The sequence below is a fragment of the Pseudomonas sp. TTU2014-080ASC genome, from assembly GCF_001446935.1.
GTDB lineage: Bacteria > Pseudomonadota > Gammaproteobacteria > Pseudomonadales > Pseudomonadaceae > Aquipseudomonas.
Genome location: NZ_LKKK01000014.1, coordinates 183,719 through 210,645, shown reverse-complemented (window position 1 = coordinate 210,645; position 26,927 = coordinate 183,719). Strand labels below are relative to the sequence as shown.

At 57.1% G+C, this 26,927-nt stretch carries 17 protein-coding genes; 10 read left to right on the top strand and 7 right to left on the bottom strand.

The annotated features are described in order from the left end of the window. Nucleotides 1-5: 5 nt before the first annotated feature. The 4 genes from AO726_RS18660 to AO726_RS18645 form a co-directional block, all read right to left on the bottom strand. A complete protein-coding gene (locus AO726_RS18660) occupies nucleotides 6-1,613 on the bottom strand; it encodes a carboxyl transferase domain-containing protein (RefSeq protein WP_058069611.1) in 1,608 nt (535 codons plus the stop codon). Nucleotides 1,614-1,715: 102 nt separating this feature from the next. Beyond that, on the bottom strand, nucleotides 1,716-2,879 hold the full coding sequence (locus AO726_RS18655) for an isovaleryl-CoA dehydrogenase (RefSeq protein ID WP_058069610.1): 1,164 nt from the start codon (nucleotides 2,877-2,879) through the stop codon (nucleotides 1,716-1,718). A 43-nt stretch (nucleotides 2,880-2,922) separates the two neighbouring features. After that, on the bottom strand, nucleotides 2,923-3,309 hold the full coding sequence (locus AO726_RS18650; protein WP_058069609.1) for a MerR family transcriptional regulator: 387 nt from the start codon (nucleotides 3,307-3,309) through the stop codon (nucleotides 2,923-2,925). A gap of 104 nt (nucleotides 3,310-3,413) precedes the next feature. Further along, a complete protein-coding gene (locus tag AO726_RS18645) occupies nucleotides 3,414-4,325 on the bottom strand; it encodes a LysR family transcriptional regulator (RefSeq protein WP_058069608.1) in 912 nt (303 codons plus the stop codon). 153 nt (nucleotides 4,326-4,478) lie between these two features. On the opposite strand from AO726_RS18645, the gene AO726_RS18640 reads away from it, so the two are divergent. Beyond that, nucleotides 4,479-5,708, top strand: a complete 1,230-nt coding sequence (locus AO726_RS18640; RefSeq protein ID WP_058069607.1) for an acyl-CoA dehydrogenase — start codon at nucleotides 4,479-4,481, stop codon at nucleotides 5,706-5,708. 232 nt (nucleotides 5,709-5,940) lie between these two features. On the opposite strand, the gene AO726_RS18635 is transcribed toward AO726_RS18640, so the two are convergent. The 3 genes from AO726_RS18635 to xthA form a co-directional block, all read right to left on the bottom strand. Further along, a complete protein-coding gene (locus AO726_RS18635) occupies nucleotides 5,941-6,918 on the bottom strand; it encodes a TerC family protein (protein ID WP_058069606.1) in 978 nt (325 codons plus the stop codon). A 201-nt stretch (nucleotides 6,919-7,119) separates the two neighbouring features. Then, a complete protein-coding gene (locus tag AO726_RS18630; protein WP_058069605.1) occupies nucleotides 7,120-8,499 on the bottom strand; it encodes a phosphate ABC transporter substrate-binding/OmpA family protein in 1,380 nt (459 codons plus the stop codon). A 101-nt stretch (nucleotides 8,500-8,600) separates the two neighbouring features. Continuing rightward, the gene (gene xthA, locus AO726_RS18625; protein WP_058069604.1) at nucleotides 8,601-9,413 is read right to left on the bottom strand and encodes an exodeoxyribonuclease III; all 813 of its coding nucleotides are present in this window, start codon (nucleotides 9,411-9,413) and stop codon (nucleotides 8,601-8,603) included. A 144-nt stretch (nucleotides 9,414-9,557) separates the two neighbouring features. On the opposite strand from xthA, the gene AO726_RS18620 reads away from it, so the two are divergent. From AO726_RS18620 to AO726_RS18580, 9 genes are all read left to right on the top strand, one after another. Next, entirely contained in the window at nucleotides 9,558-10,199 is a 642-nt protein-coding gene (locus AO726_RS18620) for a GNAT family N-acetyltransferase (RefSeq protein WP_058069603.1), read from the top strand. Between the two features lie 79 nt (nucleotides 10,200-10,278). Beyond that, nucleotides 10,279-12,006 (top strand): autotransporter assembly complex protein TamA, encoded by a 1,728-nt coding sequence (locus AO726_RS18615; RefSeq protein WP_058069602.1) that lies wholly within the window; start codon nucleotides 10,279-10,281, stop codon nucleotides 12,004-12,006. Continuing rightward, a complete protein-coding gene (locus AO726_RS18610) occupies nucleotides 12,003-15,662 on the top strand; it encodes a translocation/assembly module TamB domain-containing protein (protein WP_082629187.1) in 3,660 nt (1,219 codons plus the stop codon). Before AO726_RS18615 ends, AO726_RS18610 begins: the two co-directional genes overlap by 4 nt. 281 nt (nucleotides 15,663-15,943) lie before the next feature. Then, nucleotides 15,944-17,287: an alanine/glycine:cation symporter family protein gene (locus tag AO726_RS18605; RefSeq protein WP_058069601.1), complete on the top strand. Its 1,344-nt coding sequence runs from the start codon at nucleotides 15,944-15,946 to the stop codon at nucleotides 17,285-17,287. A 108-nt stretch (nucleotides 17,288-17,395) separates the two neighbouring features. Next, nucleotides 17,396-17,896, top strand: a complete 501-nt coding sequence (tpx, locus tag AO726_RS18600) for a thiol peroxidase (RefSeq protein WP_058069600.1) — start codon at nucleotides 17,396-17,398, stop codon at nucleotides 17,894-17,896. Between the two features lie 166 nt (nucleotides 17,897-18,062). Continuing rightward, nucleotides 18,063-19,298 (top strand): MdtA/MuxA family multidrug efflux RND transporter periplasmic adaptor subunit, encoded by a 1,236-nt coding sequence (locus tag AO726_RS18595; RefSeq protein WP_058069599.1) that lies wholly within the window; start codon nucleotides 18,063-18,065, stop codon nucleotides 19,296-19,298. Continuing rightward, nucleotides 19,298-22,396: an MdtB/MuxB family multidrug efflux RND transporter permease subunit gene (locus AO726_RS18590; protein ID WP_058069598.1), complete on the top strand. Its 3,099-nt coding sequence runs from the start codon at nucleotides 19,298-19,300 to the stop codon at nucleotides 22,394-22,396. The genes AO726_RS18595 and AO726_RS18590 overlap by 1 nt, the downstream gene beginning before the upstream one ends. After that, entirely contained in the window at nucleotides 22,393-25,500 is a 3,108-nt protein-coding gene (locus AO726_RS18585) for an efflux RND transporter permease subunit (protein ID WP_058069597.1), read from the top strand. The genes AO726_RS18590 and AO726_RS18585 overlap by 4 nt, the downstream gene beginning before the upstream one ends. A gap of 5 nt (nucleotides 25,501-25,505) precedes the next feature. Beyond that, nucleotides 25,506-26,912: an efflux transporter outer membrane subunit gene (locus AO726_RS18580; protein ID WP_177330568.1), complete on the top strand. Its 1,407-nt coding sequence runs from the start codon at nucleotides 25,506-25,508 to the stop codon at nucleotides 26,910-26,912. The last annotated feature ends 15 nt before the right edge of the window (nucleotides 26,913-26,927 follow it).

Here is a 26,927-nt window from a genome sequence, read left to right as displayed (position 1 = left end):
TGGCCTTACATGCGGAACACGCCAAAGGTGGTCGGCTCAATCGGTGCGTTGAGGCTGGCGGAGAGGGCGAGGGCGAGCACGTCGCGGGTCTGCGCCGGGTCGATGACGCCGTCATCCCACAGGCGCGCACTGCTGTAGTAGCTGTGGCCCTGACGTTCGTACTGCTCAAGAATCGGTTGCTTAAGGCTGGCCTCTTCTTCGGCGCTAAAGGTTTGTCCGGCGCGGGCGGCTTGTTCGTGCTTCACCTGCACCAGCACGCCAGCGGCCTGTTCGGCACCCATCACGGAGATCCGCGCATTCGGCCACATCCACAAAAAGCGTGGGTCGTAAGCGCGGCCACACATGCCGTAGTTACCGGCACCAAAGCTGCCACCGATGATCACGGTGAACTTCGGCACTTTGGCGCAAGCCACGGCATTAACCAGCTTGGCACCGTGTTTGGCGATGCCGCCGGATTCGTATTTCTGCCCGACCATAAAGCCGGTGATGTTTTGCAAGAACAGCAGCGGAATGCCGCGCTGGCAGGCCAGTTCGATGAAGTTCGCGCCTTTTTGCGCAGACTCGGCGAACAAAATGCCGTTGTTGGCCAGAATCGCCACCGGATAGCCGTGGATATGGGCGAAGCCGCATACCAAGGTGGTGCCGAACAGCGCTTTAAATTCGTCCAGCACGCTGCCGTCGACAATGCGGGCGATCACTTCGCGTACATCAAATGGCTGCTTGGAGTCGGCCGGGATCACGCCGTACAGCTCATCACTGCTGTACAGCGGGGCGATCGGGGTTTGCGTATTGAGGCTGCCGAGCTTGCGCCAATTAAGGTTGGCGATGCAGCGGCGGGCGATGGCCAGCGCGTGCTCGTCGTTCTCGGCGTAATGGTCGGCCACGCCAGAGGTTTTGCAGTGCACATCGGCACCGCCCAAATCTTCAGCACTGACCACTTCACCGGTGGCGGCTTTCACCAACGGCGGGCCGGCGAGGAAGATGGTGGCTTGTTGACGCACCATGATTGCTTCATCCGCCATAGCAGGAACATAGGCGCCACCAGCGGTGCAGGAACCCATTACCACGGCGATCTGCGGGATGCCCATGGCACTCATATTGGCCTGATTGAAGAAGATGCGGCCAAAGTGTTCACGGTCTGGGAACACTTCGTCCTGACGTGGCAGGTTGGCACCGCCGGAATCCACCAGATAAATGCACGGCAGGCGGTTTTGCTGGGCGATGGTCTGGGCGCGCAGGTGCTTCTTCACGGTCAGCGGGTAATAGCTGCCGCCTTTTACCGTGGCGTCGTTGGCCACGATCATGCATTCCACGCCTTGCACGCGACCAATACCGGCGACAACACCGGCTGCTGGTACGTCTTCGCCATAGACCTCATAAGCGGCCAACTGGCCGATTTCGAGAAACGGCGAACCGGGGTCGAGCAGGCGGTTGATGCGTTCACGGGGCAGCAACTTGCCCCGCGAGGTGTGGCGCAGCTGGGCTTTCTCGCCGCCGCCTTCATGAATTCGGGCGAGCAGGGCGCGCAGGTCATCCACCTGGCTCTGCATCGCCGCAGTGTTAGCGATGAAGTCCGGCGAGCGGGTATTGATCTGGGAGTGCAGGATGGCCATTGAACGGCTCCATTGATCCGTCTTTTCGTAGGGTGGATGAGGCTTTGCTCACCCACCGGCTTTTCGCGTTCTTCTGCGTGTGCAGACTTCGAAACCAGTGTCTTACTTGGTTTCGTTAAACAGCTCGCGGCCAATCAGCATGCGCCTGATTTCGCTGGTGCCTGCACCGATCTCATACAGCTTGGCGTCACGCAGCAGACGGCCTGCCGGGTATTCGTTGGTGTAGCCGTTACCGCCAAGAATCTGGATGGTGTCCAGGGCCATTTTGGTGGCCATTTCGGCGGTGTAGAGGATCACTGCTGCAGCGTCTTTACGAGACTCTTCGCCGCGATCACAGGCCTTGGCCACGTTGTATAGGTAAGATTTGGAGGCGTTCATGCCTGCGTACATATCGGCGACCTTGCCCTGAATCAGCTGGAACTCCCCGATAGATTGATTGAACTGGCGGCGTTCGTGAATGTACGGCACCACCACGTCCATGCACGCGGTCATGATCCCTGTCGGGCCGCCCGAGAGCACAGTGCGTTCGTAGTCCAGGCCACTCATCAATACCGCTACACCACGGCCTTCGGCACCGAGGATGTTTTCAGCCGGTACTTCGCAGTCTTCAAACACCAATTCGCAAGTGTTGGAGCCGCGCATGCCGAGCTTGTCCAGTTTCTGGTGACGGGAGAAGCCTTTGAAGTCGCGTTCAACGATAAACGCGGTCATGCCTTTGGAACCGGCGTTGATGTCGGTTTTGGCGTAGATCACATAGGTGTTAGCGTCTGGGCCGTTGGTGATCCACATCTTGTTGCCGTTGAGTACATAGCGGTCGCCTTTTTTCTCGGCGCGCAGCTTCATCGACACCACGTCGGAACCTGCGTTGGGCTCGCTCATGGCCAGCGCGCCGATGTGCTCGCCGGAGCAGAGTTTGGGCAGATATTTCTGCTTCTGCGCTTCGGTGCCGTTTTTATGAATCTGGTTAACGCACAGGTTGGAGTGGGCGCCGTAGGAAAGGCCGACTGAAGCCGAAGCGCGGCTGATCTCTTCCATGGCAATCACGTGGGCCAGATAACCCATATCGGTGCCGCCGTATTCCTCTTTAACGGTCATGCCAAGCAGGCCCATGTCACCGAATTTACGCCACATATCCATGGGGAATTCGTTGTCACGGTCGATCTGCGCCGCACGTGGGGCCAGCTCGGCCTGGGCGAACTGACGCACGGAATCGCGCAGCATGTCGATGGTTTCGCCAAGACCGAAGTTGAGGGACGGATAGCTCATGATTGCACCTGCGTAATTGTTGTAAGGGCTATGAGAAGGGGAGTTACTGCTTGCGAATTTCAGCCAGCGCCGCCAGGCAGCGCTCTTCGGCGGTGTCCAACTCCAGCTGCATTTGCTGGATATCCAGCAGTTGCTGCTCAAGCTGAGCGCGGCGTTCGGCGATCTTGTGCATAAAGGTGTTGAGCTGCTTCTGGTTGCCATGTACCGGGTCGTACAGCTCGATCAGCTCTTTGCATTCAGCCAAGGAGAAGCCGATGCGCTTGCCGCGCAGAATCAGCTTCAGGGTGACTTTGTCTTTTGCGCTGTAGATGCGCTCCTGACCCCGGCGCTCGGGGTGGAGCATGTCTTGCTCTTCATAGAAGCGAATGGCGCGGGTGGTGATGTCCAGCTCGCGGGCCAGTTCAGAAATGGAGTAGGTGGGTGCGGACATACTACGATTCGCCTGTATTTACCTTTACGTAAACGTAAAGCTGTTATCGGGCGAAGTCAATCCACCCCCCGCGCAGGCAAGGGTGGGGTTATTGCGTAGGCACGCTAGTCAGGTTGTTTATTGGCAGCTTGGGAGATATCAATGATTTGCTCGCGCATCCAGCGGTTGGCTGGGTCCTGATCTGTGCTTTCGTGCCAGTAAAGGTGGGTTTCCAGTGTCTGCATATCTTTGATAGGCAGTTCTACAAAGTGCAGGCCGTTGCGGCGGGCGAAACGCTCAGGGACGGTCATGACCATGTCTGTGGTTTCCAGAACCGTAGTTGCCATCAGGTAATGCTGGGAGCGCAGGGCGATGTTGCGTTGCAAGCCCAAGCGGCCGAGCGCCAGATCAACATGGCCAAGGCCATTGCGGCGGGTGGAAATATGGATGTGGGTCAGCCCGAGGTATTCATCCAGGCTGATTATCTCTTTAGCCAGCGGGTGGCCCTGACGCATGGCGCAGATATAGCGGTCTTCCATCAACTTTACGTGGCGCACTTGCGGGTCAGTGTTGAGCGGGGCGTCTACGGCAAAATCCAGCCGACCGGCAGCCAGCTCTTTGGTGGTTTCGCGGCGGCGGGCGAGCATGCTCTCGATTTTCACATTTGGCGCGTGGCGACGCAGGCGCTGGAACAGCGGCGGCAGTACGATGGCCTCGGTCAGGTCGGTCATACTGATACGGAACACCTTATTAGCTTGTGCCGGATTAAACACGCGGCTTTCCTGCACGGAAATGCGCAGTTGCTGAAGCGCGCTGCGAACCGGCCCGATGATGTTCTGTGCCATTGGTGTTGGCACCATGCCTTGGGCGGTACGCACGAACAGCGGATCGTTAAAGGTTTCGCGTAGGCGCGCCAGGGCGTTTGAAACAGCAGGTTGAGTAATGCCGACAATCTGCCCGGCGCGTGTCAGGTTAGCCTCGGTATAAATGGCATCGAAGACGACAAACAGGTTTAGATCGACCTTGTTCAGATTCATTTCTGTGCGCTCCGTATGCGGTCGGCATTAATGATTGATATATGGTTGGTGAATAGTCATGGTGCACGCAAATAGATTATGTAAATCATATGCTGTGTTCTAGCATCATTTCTACTCAACCGGATATTCCATACCGACTCAGAAGGTAACTCTATGGATTTCGCCTACTCGCCAAAGGTCCAGGAACTGCGTGAGCGCGTCAGCGCTTTCATGGAGAACCACGTTTATCCTGCCGAGCCAGTTTTTGAACGCCAGGTCAGTGAAGGTGACCGTTGGCAACCGACAGTCATCATGGAGGAGCTTAAAGCCAAGGCCAAAGCTGAAGGATTATGGAACCTGTTCCTGCCGGAGTCGGAGCTGGGGGCGGGGCTGACCAATACCGAATATGCGCCGCTGGCGGAGATCATGGGTAGCTCAATCATCGGTCCAGAGCCGTTCAACTGCGCCGCGCCGGACACCGGCAACATGGAAGTATTGGTGCGTTACGGTAACGAACAGCAGAAAGAGCAGTGGCTCAAGCCGCTGCTGGACGGCACGATTCGCTCGGCGTTTGCCATGACTGAGCCCGCTGTTGCATCAAGCGACGCCACTAACATGCAGGCCCGTGCTGTGCGTGAAGGTGATGAATGGGTGATCAATGGCCGCAAGTGGTGGACATCCGGGGCCTGTGATCCGCGCTGCAAGATCATGATCTTCATGGGCCTGACTAACCCGGATGCGCCACGTCACTCCCAGCACTCGATGATTCTGGTGCCCACCGACACCCCGGGCGTGAAGATTGTCCGTCCGCTGCCGGTCTTCGGTTACGACGATGCTCCGCATGGTCACGCTGAAGTGCTGTTCGAGAACGTGCGGGTGCCTTATGAGAACGTGCTGCTAGGCGAGGGCAGAGGTTTTGAAATTGCCCAGGGCCGCCTTGGCCCAGGCCGGATTCACCACTGCATGCGTTCCATCGGCATGGCTGAGCGTGCGCTGAAGCTGATGTGTGAGCGTTCGGTGAATCGCACAGCTTTCGGCAAGCCGCTGGCACGTCTGGGTGGCAACTTAGATCTGATTGCCGAATCACGCATGGAGATCAACATGGCGCGCCTGTTGACGCTGAATGCGGCGTACATGATGGATACGGTCGGCAACAAAATCGCAGCCAGTGAGATCGCTCAGATCAAGGTGGTCGCACCCAACGTCGCGTTGAAGGTGATTGATCGCGCCATCCAAATGCATGGCGGTGCGGGTGTTTCCAACGACTTCCCGCTGGCCTACTGGTATGCGATGCAGCGTACATTGCGTCTGGCGGATGGCCCGGACGAAGTCCATCGTGCAGCTATCGGCAAATTTGAGTTGGGTAAGTACGTACCGAAAGAACTGCTCAAAAGCGGTCGCTGACCGACGCTGAGACAAACAAAGCCCGCAGATGCGGGCTTTGTTTTGCCTATTATCAACGACTGCTTTGGGTGTTTAACCACTGGGCGCGCATGTGCAGCTGTGCGGCAAATGCCCGGGCAGCTTTTTCCTCATGGAAAGTCACTGCACGCCTGCCGAGGCGGACACACCATAGAGTGCGTCCGTTGGCTTGTTGAACCTCAATCTGCACGGATTGTGGCGATTGATGCATTACTTAGCTGTCCTGAGTCTTACGTGTCTTGATCAGAGACAGGATCACACCTGCTGCCAGAACACCCAAGGTAACGCTCAGCGACAGGGCTGCCGGCACCTTGACGAACTCATGCAGGAAAATCTTGCCTCCGATGTAGATTAGCACTATCGCCAGGGCGTATTTCAGATACACGAATCGGTGCATCAACGCAGCCAGGGCGAAGTAGAGCGAACGCAGGCCGAGAATTGCGAAAATATTGGACGTGTAGACAATGAACGGGTCCTGAGAAATCGCGAGGACTGCCGGCACGCTGTCGACAGCAAAGACCAGGTCAGCAAGTTCGATCAGCACTAGCGCCAGCAACAGCGGCGTGGCAAATAAGACCACTTTGCCGGTCTTGTCCGGCTGGCGCACCAGAAAGTGGCCTTCGTGCAGGCGGTCAGTGATGCGCAGGTGGCGGCGCAAGAACAGCAACAGCTTGTTCTGGCTGAGGTCTGGGTGTTCTTCTTCCTTGGTAAACAGCATGCGGATGCCGCTGATAAACAAGAACGCACCAAAGATGTACAGCACCCACTCGAAGTTCTGCACGAGGGCTGTTCCGAGACCAATCATAATGGCGCGCAGGACGACCACGCCGATGATCCCCCAGAACAACACGCGGTGTTGATATCGCCGGGGAATGGCGAGGAAATTGAGGATCATCGCCATGACGAACACGTTGTCCATCGACAGCGACTGTTCAACCAGAAAGCCCGTGTAGAACTCAAGCGCTTTGGTGGCACCGAGTTGGAACCAGATCCAGCCGCCAAACGCGACGCCAACGCTGAAGTAGCCTGCATACAGCAGCAGACTCTCGCGCATTTCGATTTCGTGTTGGTCACGGTGCAGAACGCCGAGGTCGAGGGCGAGCAAGGCGATGATGATGACGATGAAGGCTAGCCAGAACCAGCCGGGAGTTCCTAAAAAGGATGTGCTAAGGATGCCTAATAGGCTTTCCATTGGAGCCACCTCTGAGTGTCGGTTGATGTTTTGGGGTCACTAGTGACTCCGACATCACGGTGAGGAAACTCACCGCCAGAGGGGCCCGGCGTCACGCGGCAATTAGGATCCTTCCGGCACGGAATTTTCGCAAGTGCTGGCAGATTGGGGATGTATCAATCGATTGCAAAACGCCCAGGTTTTGCAATCGATGTGCTGTTGTCAGTAGACCCAGACTTCAACCCGACGATTCTTGATGCGGCCATCTTCGGCCTGATTGGACGCTACCGGCAGGTCGTCACCCACGCCCATGAAATTACCGACCTTCACACCGGTGTGCTGCAGTTCGCGGCGTACCGCCATGGCCCGCAGCTTGGAGAGCAATTCGGCACGCTGCGGGTCTGTCTTGGGATCTCCAAAGCCCACCAGAACAAGCTTGTTGGCCGGTGTGGCGCTAGCTTTAAGGTAGACGCCAAGGCGTAGCAGGTCACGCCGGGCTTTGTTATCGAGTACGGCACTGCCTTCCTGAAATCGGAAATTCACAGACAATCGCTTAGCCTTCTTCACTAATTCCTGATAGTTCTCGGGCATTTCAGGATTTAAATCGGTGCTGAGGGGCTGAATGGTCTGTGGAATAAAACCCGTTTGTTCCACGATCGCCTGGCCCCGAGGGCTTTGGCTGAAGGCCACAAAGGCCTGGGCCCAGGGACTTTCCTGTCCCGGGACCTGATAGAGGAATAGGCGGCGTGAGAGCGGGTAGTCTTCCGTCGCAATCTGGCTCTGGCTGGGCAGCATGGCCTGGGCGCTACCTGAAGACACCGCAACGGCCTTGGCCTGACGGATATAGGGCAGGCCAATAAAGCCGATGGCGTTGATGTCCTGACTGACACCATCGGACAACGCGTTGCTCGACTCAAAGCGTTTGGCGTGGCTGGACAGAGCTTTGCCATGGCCGCTGAGAATCAGCTCATTAAAGGTATCAAACGTGCCTGAGTTGTCATCGCGGGCATACAAACGAATGCCACCTGCGGGCGCACCTAGCTGTGCCCAGTCAGTAATCTCACCGGCAAACACCTTGGCCAATTCAGCGGTGCTCAGGCTGTTAAGCGGATTGCGCGGGTGGAGGATGATGGCCAGGCCGTCCAGTGCAATGATGTGCTCGGCTGTATAGCTACGCATATCGCCAAAGCGGCTGAGTGACTGGGCTTCGATGTCTTTGATCGGACGCGACGAGGCGGCCAGTTCGGCGTTGCCAGTACTCAGTGCAGAGAAGCCGGTACCGGAGCCGTGCGCGGCTACCGTTATGCTGACTTCGCGGCCGTCCTGGCTGCGGGCCCTGACGATCTGTTCGTTGTCAGCCACGCCGGATTCAATTCGAATTGAACCGAACCCTTGTTCTTCGAACAGGCCTTTGGCCAGTGCCGGGGCCAGTTGTGCACCAACCGTGTTCGAGCCCTCGATGCGCAGAAGGTTGTTGCTGTCTGCAGATGTGGAAGCTGCAAAAACGACCGAAGGCAGGGAGTAACAGATAAAAGCCAGAGTCAGGTAGCTGATGGTGCGAGTCCAGGTTTCAGCACCGTATGTAGTACAAGCACGCGACATGCGTCATTAACCTTCTGAAGGGTTGGTAGGCAGTCGCAGATTAAGACAGGCAGGTGACTGAACGATGACAGCACCTGTCTGTTATGGGTGTTAGCGCGGGCTTAGCTCAGCTCGAGCCAGATCGGGGCATGGTCAGACGGTTTTTCCATACCGCGCAGCTCGTAATCGATACCAGCGTCTTTGAGGCGGTCCTTCAGGGCCAGTGAGGCCAGGATCACGTCAATGCGCAGGCCGCGTTTGGGCTCATCTTCAAAGCCGCGGCTGCGGTAGTCAAACCAACTGAAGCGGTCATTCACCTCCGGGTGCAGGTGCCGGAAGCTGTCGATCAGGCCCCAGCCTTTGAGTGTTTCCAGCCACTCACGCTCTTCCGGTAGGAAGCTGCACTTGCCGGTTTTCAGCCAGCGCAAGCGATTAGGTTCGCCAATACCAATATCGCAATCCTGCGGCGAAATATTGATATCGCCCATCACTACCAACGGCTGCTCGGGATTGAACTGGTTACTCAGAAGTTTCTGCAAGTCCGCGTAGAAGCGTTGTTTAGCAGGAAACTTGAGGGGATGATCGCGGCTTTCACCCTGAGGGAAATAGCCGTTCATCACCGTCACAGGCTTACCGTTCGCGTCAGCAAAAGTGCCGTAAATAAAGCGTCGCTGAGCGTCTTCTTCGTCATCCGGGAAGCCTTTAGTGATGCTGATCGGCTCTTGGCGTGAGAGCAGGGCTACACCGTAGTGGCTTTTTTGCCCGTGATAGTGAACGTGATAGCCCAGCTGGCGGATTTCAGCTTCCGGGAACTGCTCGTCAGTGACTTTGGTTTCCTGCAGGCCAATAACATCCGGCTGGTGTTTCTCGATCAGCGCAGTCAGTTGATGGGGGCGTGCGCGCAGGCCGTTGATATTGAAAGAGACAATCTTCATGGGCGGCAACTCTGGCTTGTGCTGTGGAAAGCCGCTGATCCTAGCTGATCAGACAGCTTTACGGCCAGTCTGTGGCGATCAAGCAAGAGCAGTGCTAACGTGGCTTGAGGCCTGAAATATCCAAATAAGAAAGAGGTCAGTTGAATGTCGGATACCACCGCAGAAGTGCGCATGTTAGACAGCGGCTATGCTCGTGAAGCCCGTTCACTGCTGTATCACGCTTATCGCCATGACCCGACCTATGCCTACCTGTTTGAGGCAGAACGGCCAGGGTACGATCAGCGGGTCAGGGCAACGGTGCGTGAGTTAGTGCAACAGCATTTCGCTGAGGAGCTGCCTGCAATTGGCTTGTTGATAGAGGACCGCCTGGTTGGCATTGTTTTGATTGCACCTCCACGTCGCCGTCTGGGGATCACCGAAAGTTGGGGCTGGCGGTTGCGTATGTTGTTGTCCACCGGCCTGCGCTGTACGCAGCGCTACCTTGACTACCACGAAGCCGTGCTGGCGTGTTTGCCTCCTGGCCAGTACCACGTGTTACCGCTGATTGGAGTGCATCCGCAATTTCAGGGTAAGCACCTCGGTGAGCAACTCCTGGCTAATCTACACGCCTGGTGTGCGGCCGATGAAGCCTCGCAGGGGATTGTCCTGGACACTGGCAATAGCCATTACCTCGATTTTTACAAGCGCCACGGCTACGTTGAGATTGGTGAGGTGGCAATCGGGCCAGTGCTAGAACATGTGTTCTTTCACCCTAACCCGCAGCCTGTGAGTTCGTCTGTCGATTAATGTTTCAGGCCTGCTGGTACGAACTTACCTGCAGGCCTGCCATCTTAGTTCGTTCAAAACCCTGTGTTAGCATCGCTTAATGTCTGTTTTTGTTCGTTTTCCTGCTGCCATCTTGATCCTGTTATTCAGCACCTGTGTGTTGGCTGAATCGCAGTTGCGCGTTCGTGTTTCGCCTTCCAATAGTGATTTGAAAAAGAATATTGAGGGGCACATTGGTAGCCTCGGTGAGCGTGACGCTGAGGATTTGCAGCGCTTCCGCCGGGTGGCCGAAGCTCAGGCGCTTAAGGCCGCGCAGGCATTAGGCTATTACCACCCGCAGATCAGCAGCGAAGTCAGCAGCGGCAAAACCACGCGCCTGACAGTGAATGTGGAGCCGGGTGAGCCGATTCGGCTGCGTAATGTCAGCATCCGATTGGAAGGACCCGCTAGTGAGTTGAAGCGCTTCCGCATACCGGATGAGCCTGAACTAAAGCCGGGGGCGCAGCTGAATCACGGCACCTACGAGGCGGCCAAGCGCGACATCCTCAATCAGGCGTCCCGTTTTGGGTTCTTCTCCGGCTCATATACCCGCCAGCGTTTTGTGATTGACCCGGATGCAGGCGTTGCCGATATCGAACTGGTCTACAACAGCGGCCCGCGTTATCAGCTCGGCGATGTCAGTTTTAGCGGGGATGCTCCCTTTGATGAATCACTTCTGCAACGCATGGTGCCGTTCAAACCTGACACACCCTACGATGCCGCGCTGATTAACGAGCTTTACCAGGCGCTGCGTTCCAGCGGCTATTTCGAAACGGTACAGGTGGATGCCAACCCAACCGTTGCTGACGCACAGCGAATTCCGATTCAGGTTCAGCTGCAAGCGCGTAAGCCTCGCAGCATGGGGCTGGGCTTGGGTTTTTCAACTGACGTCGGGCCGCGCGGACGGGCCAATTGGACCCGCCATTACGCTAACCCGCAGGGCCATAGCTACGGCGCTGAGTTGGAACTGTCGGCACCGCGGCAGAACGTCGGCCTGTGGTATGACATTCCTTTGGACCCGCCGCTGACAGACAAGCTGCGGATTGCCGGTGGCTACCAGGCCGAAGACCTGGCCGATACGGACAGCAAAAGCCGCCTGTTAACGGTTGGCCCCGAGTGGCACAGTCAGTTGGAAAGCGGCTGGCAGCGTGTACTGTCGTTAAAGCTGCTGCATGAAGAGTACTACTTGGGTGATGACTCCGGCCTGAGCACCTTGCTGATGCCGGGGGTGAGCTATTCATATCTGCAGAGCGACAACAAGATCGATCCCAATTATGGCTATCGCCTGCAATTCAGCCTTTCTGGCGCGGCGGAGGGCGTGCTCTCTGACTCCAATGTGGTGCATGGCAATGTGCAGCTTAAAGGCCTGACGACCTTGTTTGAGCGTCACCGACTGTTGGGCCGGGTTGAGGTTGGCGGGACCGAATCTGACGGTTTTGGCAATGTTCCGCCATCGTTACGTTTTTTCGCCGGTGGCGATCAGAGCGTACGGGGGTACGACTACCAGAGCTTGTCTCCAGAGAACCGCAAGGGTGACAAGATCGGCGGCCGCTACTTGGTTGCGGCCAGTGCGGAGTACCAATACAGCCTCACCGATACATGGCGCTTGGCCGGTTTCTATGACGCCGGTAACAGCTTCAATTCGTTGGATTTGCCTTCTTTGAAAAGTGCAGTTGGTTTCGGTGTGCGTTGGGTCTCGCCACTCGGGCCTTTGCGTTTGGATCTGGCCCATCCGTTGGACGATGAAGGTGGTATTCGTTTTCACTTCTCGATGGGGCCAGAGCTGTGAAACGCCGTTTCCTGATCATTATGTCGTGCGTGCTGGCGCTGCTGTTTACGCTGCTCCTGGCGGTTATGTTGCTGATCAACAGCGAGGCGGGCAGCCGCTGGTTGCTGGCGCAGATTCCCGGGCTTGAGGTTGAGGCCTTTGAGGGGCGTCTAGGCAGTCAGTGGAGTGCTGAGCGTTTGCACTGGCAGCAAGGGGAGAGCTCGGTGTTGGTCGAGTCTCCAGAGATGCAGTGGAGTCCCGCTTGTTTATTACGCTCGACATTGTGCATCGGCCGCTTACACGCAGGTCAGATTACGCTTGATTTCCCGCCCAGCGATGAACCTCCCAGTGACGAGCCGTTTTCCCTGCCTGATTTGAATCTGCCGCTTGCGCTTGAGTTAGGTGATATCAGCCTACAGGGGCTGCGTTTCAATGGATCCGATCAACTGCAGGGGGCGGAATTGGTTGCGAGCTGGACGCCCGCCGGGATGCAGATTGAAACTTTGAAAGCGCGCTCCGGCAATCTGGCCCTGGATGTCAAAGGCACATTGTCGCCGACCGGTGACTGGCCGCTGGCGCTGCAGGGCCAGCTGACCTTGCCTGCGCCGGAACAACAGCCCTGGAACATTACCCTTGAACTCAAAGGCCATCTGCAGGGTGAGGTGACAGTACAGGCGGACAGCCAGGGTTATTTGCAAGGCCGGCTGAATGGCGTCGCCCAGCCTTTGGCCGAGCACCTGCCTGCCACATTGCGTGTGCAAGTTGAGCGATTCAAAGCCAATAGTGAACTTCCTGACACCTTAACCCTGCGTGGAGTCGATTTGCAGGCCAGGGGTGATCTGGAGGCCGGTTACACGCTGGCCGGCCGCTCTGCTTTGGCTGACGAAAACCAGCCAGTGGCATTGGTGTTGGCTGGATTAATCAAAGCAGACGGCCTTCGCTTGGATGCGCTGTCTCTGAATGCCGGGGCTGATCAGTTCGTGACACTGGACGGCACGCTCGATTGGTCCCAAGGCCTTAGTATCGACAGCAAAATGAAGTGGCAAGCGTTTCCATGGACGCGGCTGTACCCGATGGAAACACCGCCACAGGTGCTGCTTGAGCGCCTAGATGCTGAAGTGGCCTACCGCGACGGTGATTATCTGGGCAACTTTGTCGCCGCTCTGGATGGTCCAGCCGGTGCCTTCACCCTGAAAAGCCCGGTGAGCGGCAACCTAGAACGCGTCTACCTGCCTGATCTGACCTTGCAGGCGGGCGAGGGGATTGCCCAAGGGCCCGTCAGTGTGGGATTTGCCGACAAGCTTGAATGGGATGTGCGCCTGCAGGTCAACCAGCTTGATCCGGGGTACTGGATGGCTCAAATGCCGGGCAGTTTTGCGGGTGTAATCGACAGCCGGGGTGATCTGCAACAGTTCAAGGCTGACGTTAATCTGCAGGGTCGTCTGCGTGCGCAACCGGCCAACCTGTTGGTGCGTTATGACGGTGGCCTACAGCAGGGCGAACTGAGTGCTCTGGATGTACGTCTGGGAGATAACCGTATCAATGGCAGCGCAGCCTTGCAGCAGCGTCTGCGCGGTCAGTTGCAGATCGATATGCCGCGCCTTGGCCAGCTGTGGCCTGGTCTGCAAGGGCAGCTAAATGGTCAGCTTGACCTGGCGGGCACACTACAAGCACCAGATAGCACACTAAAACTGCAGGGGCAGCGCCTGGGGGTTGACGGGCAGCACATTCAGCAGCTGACGCTTGATGCCGCGCTGCAACAGGGAGAGCGCGCGCAGCTGGCGTTGGAAGCACAAGGTGTGCGCTCGGGAGATAGCGACATTGGTCGCCTTGAGGTAAATGCGGATGGCACTTTGTCGCAGCATCAGCTGACATTTAATCTGCAAGGCCCGCTGCTCAACAGTGAACTGGCTCTGAATGGCAGCATGAAGAACGGTAACTGGCGCGGCAGCCTCAGTAATGGGCGGATTCACAGCGGCGAACAAGACTGGCGTTTGCAGCAATCGCTGAGCATTGACTATCTGGCCAATGGGCGGATGGAGCTGGGTGCACACTGCTGGCGCTCAGGCCCGGCCAGTTTGTGTGGGGCCAAGCAGCGTGTTTTGCCAGATGCGAAGCTGGACTTTCAGCTGCGTGACTTGTCGATGGAAACGCTTAAACCCTGGTTGCCGGAAGATTTTCAGTGGCAAGGCGAGTTGAACGCTGATCTTAAACTCGATCTGCCCGCGAGCGGGCCGAACGGGCGGATTGTGGTGGATGCCGGGCGTGGTGTATGGAAGGTTCGTGAAGCGGACAGCTGGGTTGATTTCACCTATGAGAATCTCACCCTCAACGCTCAGCTCAAACCGCAGCAAGTGGAAGCAAAAGTTGAGCTGAAAGGTCCGGAAATAGGACAGATGCTGCTGCAGTTCCAGATGGACCCGCGTAGCAACAGCAAGCCTATTCGCGGCAGTTTTGACCTGAAGGGGCTGCAACTGGCCATGGTCCGTCCCTTCGTGCCGATGGTTGAGCGTGTTACCGGGCAACTGAATGGCTCAGGCAGTATCAGCGGTACGCTGCTGGCTCCGCAGGTCAATGGCTCGCTGAGGGTTGTCGACAGTGAGATTTCTGGCGGTGATCTGCCAATGGATCTGCAAGACCTGCGTCTGGTGGCGCAGCTCAACGGTCAGCAGTTGCGTTTAGACGGTGGCTGGCGCAGTGGCGAACAAGGCCAAGCGACGCTTGAGGGCGAACTCAATTGGGCCAGTGGTCTGGCTGCCGGTGTGCGGTTGAAAGGTACCGAGTTGCCAGTGAACGTCGAGCCGTACGCAGCGCTTGAGGTCGAGCCTGATCTGCAGGTGCGTCTGCAGGATGATCAGCTGTCTGTGACTGGCACCGTCAAGATTCCTAAGGGGGCAATTGAAGTCAGAGAGTTGCCGCCTTCAACCGTACAGGTGTCTGCTGATGCGCAGGTTATTGGTGCCGAGCAGACGCAGTCAGCAGCCACCGCTATCGCCATGGATATCGATGTCGAAGTGGGGCAGGAGCGCCTTACCTTCAAAGGCTTTGGCCTGACCGCCGATCTGGCTGGACGCCTGCACATCGGTAACGACTTGGATACTCGGGGCGATTTGAGCCTGAACAATGGCCGCTTTCGTGCGTATGGCCAGCGTTTGAATATCCGCCGGGCACGGATGTTTTTTACCGGGCCGATTGACCAGCCGTTCCTTGATATTGAAGCAGTACGCAAAGTGGACACTGTCACCGCAGGCCTGCGTCTGACCGGCAACGCGGCGCAGCCAACCACACAAGTATTCTCCGAACCGGCCATGAGCCAGGAGCAGGCGCTTTCTTATCTGGTCCTGGGGCGTCCAATCGGGCAGAACGCCGGTGATAACAGCATGCTGGCCCAGGCGGCTCTGGCGCTGGGTATGGCTGGCAGCGCCCCGGTGCTTACTACTGTTGCAGAGGGCTTGGGTATTAAGGACTTCCAGTTGGATACCCAGGGCTCGGGCGCAACTACGAGCGTAGTTGCTAGCGGAAACTTGTCGGAACGACTGAGTCTGCGTTACGGCGTGGGGGTGTTTGAACCTGCCAATACGATTGCCTTGCGCTATGAGCTGACTCGGCGGCTGTATCTTGAGGCAGCCAGCGGGCTGGCCAGCTCGCTGGATCTTTTCTACAGACGCGATTTTTAACTGCTCAGTCAGGATAATTGCTGGATTGCTAGATACTTAAGGCGTTTTAATATTCCAACCCCCAGAATTCACTGGGCAATTGATTCTAATTAGTGAACCTTCCTGTCGCTGAGTTTCTATACTGAGCGCCGTCGAACCTGTACTGCCGTATATATGCAGGTGAGATCCGATCTGCTGTGAGCACGTTGCGCCTACAGGAGGACGTGTCAGCGGCAATGCCTACCCGGCATTCGGTACAGCGAGTCATCATTCGCGTTCACTACAAGAATAAGGAAGCATGCATGGAATTTCTCAATACGCTTGTCAATGAAGTCAACGCCTTGATCTGGGGGCCACCCATTTTGGTGCTGATTCTCGGCACCGGTTTCTTCCTGATGTTACGACTCAAGTTCATGCCACTGCTGAAGATCGGCGCTGGTTTCCGCTTGATGTGGCAGGGGCGGAAGAAGGGAGATGACTCTACCGGTGAGATCAGTCCCTTTCAGGCACTGATGACGTGCCTGGCAGCAACTGTCGGTACCGGCAATATTGCTGGTGTTGCCACGGCTATTTTTCTGGGCGGCCCTGGTGCGCTGTTCTGGATGTGGTGTACCGCGTTGGTGGGGATGGCCACCAAATACTGTGAAGTCGTGCTGGCGGTTCACTATCGGGAAAAAGATGACCGTGGTGAGTTCGTTGGCGGCCCGATGTATGCCATCAAGAATGGACTGGGCAAAAAGTGGCTGTGGTTGGGCAGTGCATTTGCCCTGTTTGGCGGGTTTGCCGGCTTCGGTATCGGCAATATGGTTCAGGTCAACAGCATGGCCGCAGCACTGCAGGGCTCATTCGGTATTCCGCTGTGGGTGACAGGTGTAGTCACCATGATCGTGGTCGGTCTGGTGATCCTCGGCGGCATCAAGCGTATCGGTAAGGTTGCGGCGGCGTTGGTGCCGTTTATGTGTGTGGCGTACGTTATTGCCTCTCTGGTGGTGCTGATCGTTAATGCTGACAAGATTCCAGCCGCATTCGAGACCATCTTTACCTATGCATTCACGCCCATTGCAGCAACGGGCGGTTTCGCTGGTGCTGCGGTGATCGCGGCAATCCGCTTTGGTGTGGCGCGGGGGATTTTCTCTAACGAAGCGGGTCTGGGAACTGCTGGCATCGCTCAGGCTGCCGGTACAACAAACAGTCCAGTGCGTTCTGGGATGATCGGCATGATCGGCACCTTTATCGATACCATCATCATTTGCTCCATGACTGGCCTGGCCATTATCTGTTCGGGTGTGTGGACCAGCGGGGAGAGCGGGGCAGTTCTGTCCGCTGCTGCGTTTGAGTCTGCCATGCCAGGCTTTGGTGGTTACATCCTGACACTGGCGCTGGTGGTCTTCGCTTTCACCACCATTCTGGGGTGGAGCTATTACGGTGAACGCTGCTGGGAATACTTGGTCGGAACTAAAGCCATCATGCCGTTCCGCCTTTTCTGGGTGATTGCCGTACCGTTTGGGGCAATTTCTCAGTTGGATTTTGCCTGGCTTGTGGCTGATACCCTCAATGGTTTGATGGCATTGCCAAACCTGTTGTCGTTGTTGCTGCTTAGCCCGGTTGTGGTGAAACTGACCCGCGACTACTTTGCAAAAAACTGATGTGGCATCAGCCTTGAGTGGCTAAGCTGGCAGGCATGAATGCCGCTGCGTACCTGCTACAAGCAGGTACGCATTTTTTGTTTATTCGATAGCTGAAGGATACCCACCATGGCAAGCGTAACCCTCAAAGGCTCCCCGGTAGAAGTTAATGGGCAGTTGCCGCAAGTTGGTCAACAAGCGCCGGCTTTTTCCCTGGTTGCCAGCAATCTGAGCGATGTCACCCTGGCCAGTCTGGGTGCCAAGCGTAAGATTCTGAACATTTTCCCAAGTGTCGATACGCCGACTTGTGCAACGTCAGTGCGTACTTTCAACGCTAAGGCCAGCAGCCTGGATAACACAGTCGTGCTGTGCATTTCCGCTGACTTGCCGTTCGCGCAGGCGCGCTTCTGTGGTGCTGAGGGACTGGAGAATGTGGTGAATCTTTCCACCCTTCGCGGTGCTGACTTCCTGGGTGATTACGGTGTGCAGATTACCAGTGGCCCGCTGGCCGGGCTGGCAGCCCGCGCGGTGGTGGTGCTGGATGCGGATAACAAAGTGCTGCACAGTGAGCTGGTCAGTGAAATCGCTAATGAGCCGGATTATGCGGCTGCGCTGGCAGTCCTGAACTAAGCTGAAAATGTATACGTAACGGCCTGCCCAGCAGGCCGTTTTTATTTGTGGATCAGCTGCTTAGTAACGTAAGGAAATGGTAAATCCGACCTTGCGGGCTTTGCAGCCACATTGATTCTTACTATCGTTCACGCTCCCAAGATTACTCACGGCTGCCCTGTCTGATATGCCAACTCCGAACTTCTCCCGTAACTCTTCCAGGCAATGGCTGTTTGGCTCGCTTGCGTTGGTCATCTTGCTGCTTCTGCTCTGGTGGTTCTGGCCATCCAAACCCGAAGCCCCACAGGGCGGTATGCATCGTGGCCCCTTTGGCGATGCCGGACCGATTCCGGTGCGTCTGGCCCCAGTCACTCAGGGGAATTTCTCGGTTGAGTTAAAAGCACTGGGCACGGTAACGGCTTACAACACAGTCAACGTCCGTCCACGTGTAGACGGAGAGTTGGTCAAGCTGCTGTTTAAAGACGGGCAGCAGGTCAAGGCCGGAGATTTGTTGGCTGTAATTGACCAGCGCCCCTATGCCATTGCATTGCAGCAAGCTAAAGGCGCATTGCAGGAAATGCAGGCCCAGTTGCGCAATGCGGAGGTAGACCTGATTCGCTATCGCGACCTTTTTGCCCAGGACTCTATTGCCAAGCAGACCCTTGATACCCAAGAGGCGCTGGTTAACCAGCGTCGGGGCAGCATCCAGAGCTTGCAGGCTAATGTCGCCAATGCTCAATTGAATCTGGACTTCACCCAAGTCCGTGCACCGATCTCAGGACGGCTCGGCATTCGCCAGGCGGATGTGGGCAATCTGGTTAGTTCCGGTGATACCAACCCACTGGTGGTGATCACCCAGACACAGCCCATCAGTATTCTGTTTACCTTGCCTGAGACGGAGTTACCAGCCGTTGCAGAACAGGTCAATGCAGGGCAGACGCTGGTGGTTGAGGCCTGGGACCGTAGCGAGTTGAACAAACTGGCTGAAGGTGCGCTAGAGAGCCTGGACAACCTGATCGACACCGCCACTGGTACGATCAAGCTCAAAGCACGCTTCGAGAACAGCCAGCAGAGCCTGTTCCCCAATCAGTTTGTGAATGTGCGCCTGCGTGTGAAAACGCTTGATAACGCAATTCTGATGCCTGCTGCAGCGCTGCAGTTTGGAGGTACAGGCACATTCGCCTATGTGGTGGACAGCGAGGACAAAGTACAGCTGAGCCCGGTTAAAGTCGGGCCCGGAAATGGCCAGACTCAGGTAGTTGTTGATGGACTCAAGGCGGGCGACCGGGTTGTGCTGGAGGGCACCGACCGACTGCGTTCCGGTGACAAGGTCGAGGTGGTGGAAGATGGCGTAGTGAAATCCGAAGCCAGTCCTGCTGCAGATGCAGGTCAGCCAGATTCACCGCGCGAGCCTCGTCCATAATGAACGTCTCGCGCCTGTTTATCCTGAGGCCGGTTGCCACCACGCTGATCATGCTGGCGATTTTTATCAGCGGTCTGCTGGCCTATCGTTTGTTGCCGGTGTCTGCCTTGCCGGAAGTGGACTACCCGACCATTCGGGTGATGACGCTATACCCTGGCGCGAGCCCGGATGTGATGACCAGCGCGGTGACCGCTCCGTTGGAGCGTGAACTGGGCCAGATGGCGGGGCTCAAGCAGATGTCATCCACCAGTTCCGGTGGAGCGTCGGTGATTACCCTGCGCTTCAATCTGGATATGCGCATGGATGTGGCTGAGCAAGAGGTGCAGGCGGCCATCAACACTGCCAGCAATCTGTTGCCCAATGATTTGCCGGCACCGCCGGTCTATAACAAGGTCAATCCGGCTGATACCCCGGTGCTGACGCTGGCAATCAGCTCGGAAACCATGCCGCTACCCAAAGTTTACGACTTGGTGGACACGCGACTGGCGCAGAAGCTGGCGCAAACCTCCGGTGTCGGTCTGGTTAGCCTGGCCGGTGGCCAACGTCCTGCGGTGCGCTTGCGGGTCAACCCGGAAGCGCTGGCGGCTTATGGCCTGAACCTGAGCGACGTACGCAGCCTGATTACCTCCAGCAACGTCAACCAGCCCAAAGGTAACTTTGATGGGCCGACACGGATTTCCCAGCTGGATGCTAACGATCAGCTCAAATCCGTCGATGAATACCGCGAGCTGATTTTAGATTACGAAAACGGTGGCGCACTTCGACTCAAGGATGTGGCGCAGATTATTGATGGCGCGGAGAACCAACGCCTGGCTGCCTGGGCCAATCGCAACGAGGCGGTATTGGTTAACGTCCAGCGCCAGCCGGGTGCAAACGTCATTGAGGTGGTAGACAGCATCAAAGAGCTGCTGCCGCATCTGACTCAGGTGTTGCCCGCCAGCCTTGATGTGGTGGTGTTGACTGACCGTACCGAAACCATCCGCGCTGCGGTGAAGGGCGTGCAGCATGAATTGCTGCTGGCCATTGCGCTGGTGGTGTTGGTGACATTCCTGTTCTTGCGCAAGCTTTCCGCAACGCTAATTCCGTCGATTGTGGTGCCTTTGTCGTTGATTGGCACCTTTGCGGTGATGTATCTGGCAGGGTTTACCGTTAACAATCTGACCCTGATGGCGCTGACCATTGCCACTGGATTTGTGGTGGACGATGCCATTGTCATGCTGGAAAACATCGCACGGCATCTGGAAGAGGGGGAAACCCCGCTCAATGCGGCGCTCAAGGGGGCTAAGCAGATCGGCTTTACCCTGGTGTCCCTGACTGTTTCACTGATTGCCGTATTGATCCCGCTGCTGTTTATGGCGGATGTGGTCGGGCGCTTGTTCCGCGAATTCGCCATTACCCTGTCGGTGGCAATTCTGATCTCGCTGGTCATTTCCCTGACCTTAACGCCGATGATGTGCGCCCGATTGCTTAAGCCAGAGCAGCCTGAACAGGAAGGGCGTTTTTACAAAGCAGCTGGCGCGGTGCTGGATCGCATGATTGAGCATTACGGCGTCTGGCTTAAATGGGTGCTCAAGCACCAGCCAATGACCATGTTGGTTGCGGTGGGAACGCTGGCACTGACGGTGGTGTTGTATTTGGCAGTACCCAAAGGATTCTTCCCGGTGCAGGACACTGGGGTCATTCAGGGGATTTCCGAAGCGCCGCAGTCGATTTCGTTCGCAGCCATGAGCGAGCGCCAACAGCGTCTGGCTGATGTGATCCTCAAGGACCCGGCAGTTGCCAGCCTGTCTTCTTATATCGGTGTGGATGGCGATAACCCAACGCTCAACAGCGGCCGCTTACTGATCAACCTCAAGCCACGCGCAGAGCGGGATGTAACGGCCAGTCAGGTGATTGAACGGCTGCGCCCGGAGCTTGCGCGCTTGCCGGGGATTGAGCTGTACATGCAGCCGGTTCAGGATTTGAGCATCGAAGACCGAGTCAGCCGTACCCAGTTCCAGTTCAGCATGGAGTCGCCAGATTTGGCGCTGCTCGAAGAGTGGGTGCCGAAAGTCGTTAACGCCCTGCGCGAACGCCCAGAGCTGACGGATGTGGCCAGCGACCTGCAAAACCGTGGCTTGCAGGTTTATCTGAATATCGACCGAGATATCGCCGGACGTCTGGGTATCAGCGTGGCTGATATCAACAACGCCTTGTACGACGCCTTTGGCCAGCGGCAGATTTCCACCATTTACACCCAGTCCAGCCAATACCGGGTAGTGCTTGAAAGCCAGACGGCAGGCAGCATCGGCTTGCAGGCACTGCGGCAGATACACGTCCGCGCGGCTGACGGGCAGCAGGTCATGCTGTCTTCCCTAGCGCGTATTGAGGAGCGGCCGGCGAGTCTGTTGATCAACCACATCGGCCAGTTCCCGGCGGCCACACTGTCGTTCAACCTGGCTGAAGGTGTTTCGCTGGGCAAAGCGGTGGAGGTGATTGAGCAGGTTGAGCAGGAGATTGGTGTACCGGCTTCAATCCAGACTCAATTCCAGGGCGCGGCCGAAGCGTTCCGCGCCTCGCTGTCGAGCACGCTGCTGCTGATTCTGGCTGCGGTGGTGACCATGTACATCGTGCTGGGCGTGCTCTACGAGAGCTACATTCATCCCATCACCATTCTGTCGACGCTACCGTCTGCAGGTGTTGGGGCGTTGTTGGGCTTGTTGTTGAGCGGCAATGAGCTGGGACTGATCGCGATTATCGGCATTATTTTGCTGATCGGGATCGTCAAAAAGAACGCGATCATGATGATCGACTTTGCGTTGGATGCTGAGCGTAATCAGGGGATGACGCCGGATGCGGCCATCTATCAGGCTGCTTTGTTGCGCTTCCGGCCGATTCTGATGACCACGCTGGCGGCGTTGTTTGGGGCGATCCCGCTGATGTTGGCGACGGGCTCGGGCGCTGAGTTACGTCAGCCCCTTGGGTTGGTAATGGTCGGCGGTTTGTTGGTGAGTCAGGTGCTGACCTTGTTTACCACGCCGGTGATCTATTTGTACTTCGATCGTTGGTCGCGGCGTTTTACCGGCCGTAGCGCCTCCGGAATTGTGGTCAACCCATGAATCTGTCTGCTCCGTTTATCCTGCGCCCGGTGGCAACACTGCTGCTGAGCCTGGCGATTTTGTTGCTGGGTGGCGTTAGCTTTGGCCTGCTGCCGGTTGCTCCCTTACCGCAGATGGACTTCCCGACAATCACTGTGCAAGCCAGCTTGCCGGGTGCCAGCCCGCAAATCATGGCCTCCAGCGTTGCCACGCCATTGGAACGGTCGTTGGGCAGCATCGCTGGCATCAGCCAGATGAACAGCCGCAGCAGTCAGGGCAGCACGCGGATCATGATCCAGTTCGATTTGGACCGGGATATCAACAGCGCAGCGCGGGAAGTGCAGGCGGCCATTAATGCGTCTCGCGAGCTGTTGCCCAGCGGCATGCGCACCATGCCTACTTACGCTAAGGTCAACCCGTCGCAAGCGCCGATTATGGTGCTGTCACTGACCAGCCCGGTGCTCGACAAAGGCCAGCTATATGACGTGGCTTCCACCATTCTGGCGCAGAAGTTGGCGCAAATTGGTGGCGTTGGTGAAGTGCAGGTGGGCGGTAGTTCGCTGCCAGCGGTGCGCGTGGCGCTGGAACCCCGCTTGCTCGATCACTACGGCATTGCCCTGGATGAAGTGCGCCAGAGCATCACTAATGCCAACGTCAAACGTCCCAAAGGTTCGGTAGAGGATGGCGAACGTCACTGGCAGGTGCAGGCCAGTGATCAGTTAGAGAAGGCTGCTGACTATATTCCGTTGATCATCCGCTACCAGAACGGTGCGGCGGTGCGCTTGGGCGATGTGGCCACAGTCACCGATGGCGTTGAAGACCGTTACAACAGCGGTTTCTTTAATGATCAGGAAGCCGTGCTGCTGGTGGTCAATCGCCAGACCGGTGCCAACATTCTGGAGACCATCGACGAGATTCGTGCGCAGTTGCCTGCGATGCGTGCCGTGATCCCCGGCAGCGTCGATTTGCAAGTGGCTATGGACCGTTCTCCGGTGATTCGTGCCACGTTGCACGAGGCCGAGCAGACATTGCTGATTGCCGTGGCGCTGGTGATTCTGGTGGTGTTCGCCTTCCTTGGCCGCTGGCGCGCGGCACTGATTCCGGCGCTGGCAGTGCCGGTATCGCTGGTTGGCACGTTTGCGGTCATGTACTTGCTGGGCTTCTCCCTCAACAACCTGTCGCTGATGGCGCTGATCATCGCTACCGGGTTGGTGGTGGACGATGCCATCGTCGTGCTGGAAAACATCTCGCGCTATATCGAAGAGGGTGAGAACCCGGTGGCGGCAGCCTTCAAAGGGGCCAAGGAAGTCGGTTTCACCTTACTGGCGATGAACTTGTCACTGGTGGCAGTGTTCGTCTCAATCCTGTTTATGGGCGGGATTGTTGAGCGCCTGTTCCGCGAGTTTTCCATCACGTTGGCCGTCGCCATTGTGATTTCGCTGGTCGTGTCTTTAACGCTGACGCCGATGCTCTGCGCCCGCTGGTTAAAACCAGATGACAAGCAGCGTGAGCCTGGTTGGATGGAGCGGGTAAGCCAAGCCGCACATACGCGGGTGCTGGCGTTTTACAGCAAGACGCTGGATTGGGCGCTGCGCCATTCGCTGCTGATGGTATTCAGCCTGCTGGCGACCATTGCGCTTAACGTTTTCCTGTTTGTCAGCGTGCCGAAAACCTTTATGCCGCAACAGGACACCGGCCAGCTAATTGGCATGATCCGGGGCGATGACGGGCTGTCTTTTAAGGTCATGCAGCCGAAGATGGAAATCTACCGGCGCGCCATCCTTAAAGATCCTGCAGTCGAGAGCGTGGCTGGTTTTATTGGTGGCGGTGGTGGTATCAGCAATGCCTTTCTTATCGTTCGACTGAAGCCCATTGCTGAGCGTCAAGACAGTTCTCAGGCGGTGATCGCACGGCTGCGCAAGACCATGCCGAAAGTTCCGGGGGGGCGCATGTTTTTGATGCCAGACCAAGACCTGCAAGTCGGCGGGCGGGAAGGGCGCAGCTCGGAAAATGAATACCTGCTGATGTCTGGCGACCTCGACCTGCTACGTAAATGGCTGCCACCAGTTCGCGAGACGCTGCGGGCCTTGCCTGAGCTGACTGATATCGATGCCAAAGAAGTAGACGGCGCGCAGCAAATCCGTCTGGTCATTGATCGTGAGCAGGCCAAGCGCCTGGGAGTGGATATGTCGATGATTACGGCAGTGCTCAATAACGCCTTCAGCCAGCGCCAGGTTTCGACGATCTACGACAGTCTCAATCAGTACAGCGTGGTGCTGGAGATTAACCCCAAGTTTGCTGAACACCCGGAATCGCTCAATCAGATCAAATTGATTACCGCCGATGGTGGACGGGTTTCGTTGTCCAGTTTTGCCCGCTGGGAGTTGAGCCTGGAAGAAGACAGGGTCAGCCATCAGGGCCAGTTTGCGGCGGAAAACATCGGATTTGCTCTGGCTGAAGGCGTGAGTCTGGATCAGGCAACTGAAGCGATTAACAAGGCGATTGCCCGACTCGGTTTGCCGACTGAGGTGCAAGGCATGATGGGCGGCACCGGCGGCGCATTTCAGCAGACCCAGAAGAATCAGCCGCTGATGATCCTGATGGCGTTGGTGGTGGTTTACATCGTGCTCGGTGTGCTCTATGAGAGTTACGTGCACCCGCTGACGATCCTTTCGACACTGCCCTCTGCTGGTGTCGGAGCCTTGTTGGCGTTGCAGCTGATGAAGATCGAATTCAGCCTGATTTCGCTGCTGGGTCTGTTCCTGCTGATCGGTATCGTTAAAAAGAACGCGATTTTGATGATCGACCTGGCACTGCAACTGGAACGCCAGCAGCAGATGAGCACTCAGGAGTCGATCCGCCAGGCCTGTTTGCTGCGCTTCCGGCCTATCATGATGACCACTCTGGCGGCGATTCTTGGTGCGCTGCCGTTGATGTTAGGCACGGCTGAAGGCGCGGAAATGCGCCAGCCGCTGGGTATTACCATTGTCGGTGGGCTGGTACTCAGCCAATTGCTGACGTTGTACACCACGCCGGTGGTGTACCTGTATTTCGATCGACTGGCCCGGCGGATCAACCGCTGGCGCGCGGCACCGATAGACGCCGCCCTAGAAACAAGGACATGAACCTGATGCGCTTTAATCACCTTCCTACCGTGCTGGCGGTTAGCCTGGCGTTGACGGGGTGCGCAATTGGCCCTGACTACGCGCGCCCAACATTGGACACTCCCGCAGCTTTTAAGCAAATGCAGGGCTGGACACAGGCGGCACCGGCTGACGCGCTGGCGCGTGGTGAGTGGTGGAAGCTGTACGAAGACGCCGATCTGAACAGTCTGGTGGAGCGTTTGAATGTCTCCAACCAGAATCTGGCCGCCAGCGAGGCTCAGTATCGCCAGGCGCGTGCGCTGGTACGCGGTGCACGCGCAGCGTTCTATCCCAAGCTATCTGGCAGTACTGGAGTCAGTCGAGGCAGTCAGGGAGCGGATGAGGGCGTTATCAAAACCTACGATCTGGGGCTTAACGCCGCGTGGGAGTTGGACGTCTGGGGCAAGCTGCGGCGCTCGCTGGAGTCGAGCAAGGCGGGCTTTGAGGCCAGTGCGGCGGACTTGGCTGCGGTGAAACTGAGTCTGCAATCAGAGCTTGTGCAAAATTATCTGCAGCTGCGGGTGATGGATGAACAGCAACGCTTGCTGGACGCCACCGTAAGCGCCTATGAGCGTTCACTGAAACTCACGGAGAATCAGTACAACGCGGGCATCGTACCCAAATCCGATGTTACTCAGGCCCTGACTCAATTGCGCAGTACTCAGGCGCAAGCTGTCGATCTGAAGTGGCAGCGGGCTCAGCTGGAGCACGCCATTGCCGTGCTGATCGGTGTTCCTCCCAGCGAGCTGACTATTGCTTCGCGCTCTGAGTTGCCTGCACTGCCGCAGGTGCCGGGGGCTGTGCCTTCACAACTGCTGGAGCGGCGACCAGATATCGCTGCTGCTGAGCGCCGGGTCATGGCAGCCAATGCCGAGATTGGTGTGGCTAAAGCCGCTTGGTATCCGGATTTGACGATCTCTGCCTCAGGTGGTTATCGCGGCAGTAGTTTCGCTGATTGGATTGAGCTGCCTAACCGTGTCTGGTCGCTGGGGCCGCAACTGGCGTTGACCCTGTTTGATGGTGGCACACGCAGCGCTGAGCTGGAGCGCACGGAGGCAGCCTATGACCAGACAGTGGCGCAATACCGTCAGTCGGTGTTGGATAGTTTCCGCGAAGTTGAGAATTACCTGGTGCAACTGAGTGTAATGGCGCAAGAGGCGGACATTCAGCAGCAGGCGCTGGACGCTTCACGCGAGTCCTTGCGACTGGTTGAAAACCAGTACCGGGCAGGGACCGTTGATTACAACTCGGTGGTCAATGTTCAGGCCACTGCGTTGAGTAATGAGCGCACGGCCTTGAATCTGTTGGGCAGTCGTCTCACCGCCAGCGTGCAATTGATTGCAGCGCTTGGCGGTGGCTGGGATGTAGCTCAGCTTGGAACGCAAAGCCAGTAACCAGACTTTTCGCCA

Excerpts from the sequence above, each read along its gene's own strand:
- AO726_RS18660 (WP_058069611.1), bottom strand. The coding sequence starts at position 1,613 with ATGGCCATCCTGCACTCCCAGATCAATACCCGCTCGCCGGACTTCATC.
- AO726_RS18655 (WP_058069610.1), bottom strand. The coding sequence starts at position 2,879 with ATGAGCTATCCGTCCCTCAACTTCGGTCTTGGCGAAACCATCGACATG.
- AO726_RS18650 (WP_058069609.1), bottom strand. The coding sequence starts at position 3,309 with ATGTCCGCACCCACCTACTCCATTTCTGAACTGGCCCGCGAGCTGGAC.
- AO726_RS18645 (WP_058069608.1), bottom strand. The coding sequence starts at position 4,325 with ATGAATCTGAACAAGGTCGATCTAAACCTGTTTGTCGTCTTCGATGCC.
- AO726_RS18640 (WP_058069607.1), top strand. The coding sequence starts at position 4,479 with ATGGATTTCGCCTACTCGCCAAAGGTCCAGGAACTGCGTGAGCGCGTC.
- AO726_RS18635 (WP_058069606.1), bottom strand. The coding sequence starts at position 6,918 with ATGGAAAGCCTATTAGGCATCCTTAGCACATCCTTTTTAGGAACTCCC.
- AO726_RS18630 (WP_058069605.1), bottom strand. The coding sequence starts at position 8,499 with ATGTCGCGTGCTTGTACTACATACGGTGCTGAAACCTGGACTCGCACC.
- xthA (WP_058069604.1), bottom strand. The coding sequence starts at position 9,413 with ATGAAGATTGTCTCTTTCAATATCAACGGCCTGCGCGCACGCCCCCAT.
- AO726_RS18620 (WP_058069603.1), top strand. The coding sequence starts at position 9,558 with ATGTCGGATACCACCGCAGAAGTGCGCATGTTAGACAGCGGCTATGCT.
- AO726_RS18615 (WP_058069602.1), top strand. The coding sequence starts at position 10,279 with ATGTCTGTTTTTGTTCGTTTTCCTGCTGCCATCTTGATCCTGTTATTC.
- AO726_RS18605 (WP_058069601.1), top strand. The coding sequence starts at position 15,944 with ATGGAATTTCTCAATACGCTTGTCAATGAAGTCAACGCCTTGATCTGG.
- tpx (WP_058069600.1), top strand. The coding sequence starts at position 17,396 with ATGGCAAGCGTAACCCTCAAAGGCTCCCCGGTAGAAGTTAATGGGCAG.
- AO726_RS18595 (WP_058069599.1), top strand. The coding sequence starts at position 18,063 with ATGCCAACTCCGAACTTCTCCCGTAACTCTTCCAGGCAATGGCTGTTT.
- AO726_RS18590 (WP_058069598.1), top strand. The coding sequence starts at position 19,298 with ATGAACGTCTCGCGCCTGTTTATCCTGAGGCCGGTTGCCACCACGCTG.
- AO726_RS18585 (WP_058069597.1), top strand. The coding sequence starts at position 22,393 with ATGAATCTGTCTGCTCCGTTTATCCTGCGCCCGGTGGCAACACTGCTG.
- AO726_RS18580 (WP_177330568.1), top strand. The coding sequence starts at position 25,506 with ATGCGCTTTAATCACCTTCCTACCGTGCTGGCGGTTAGCCTGGCGTTG.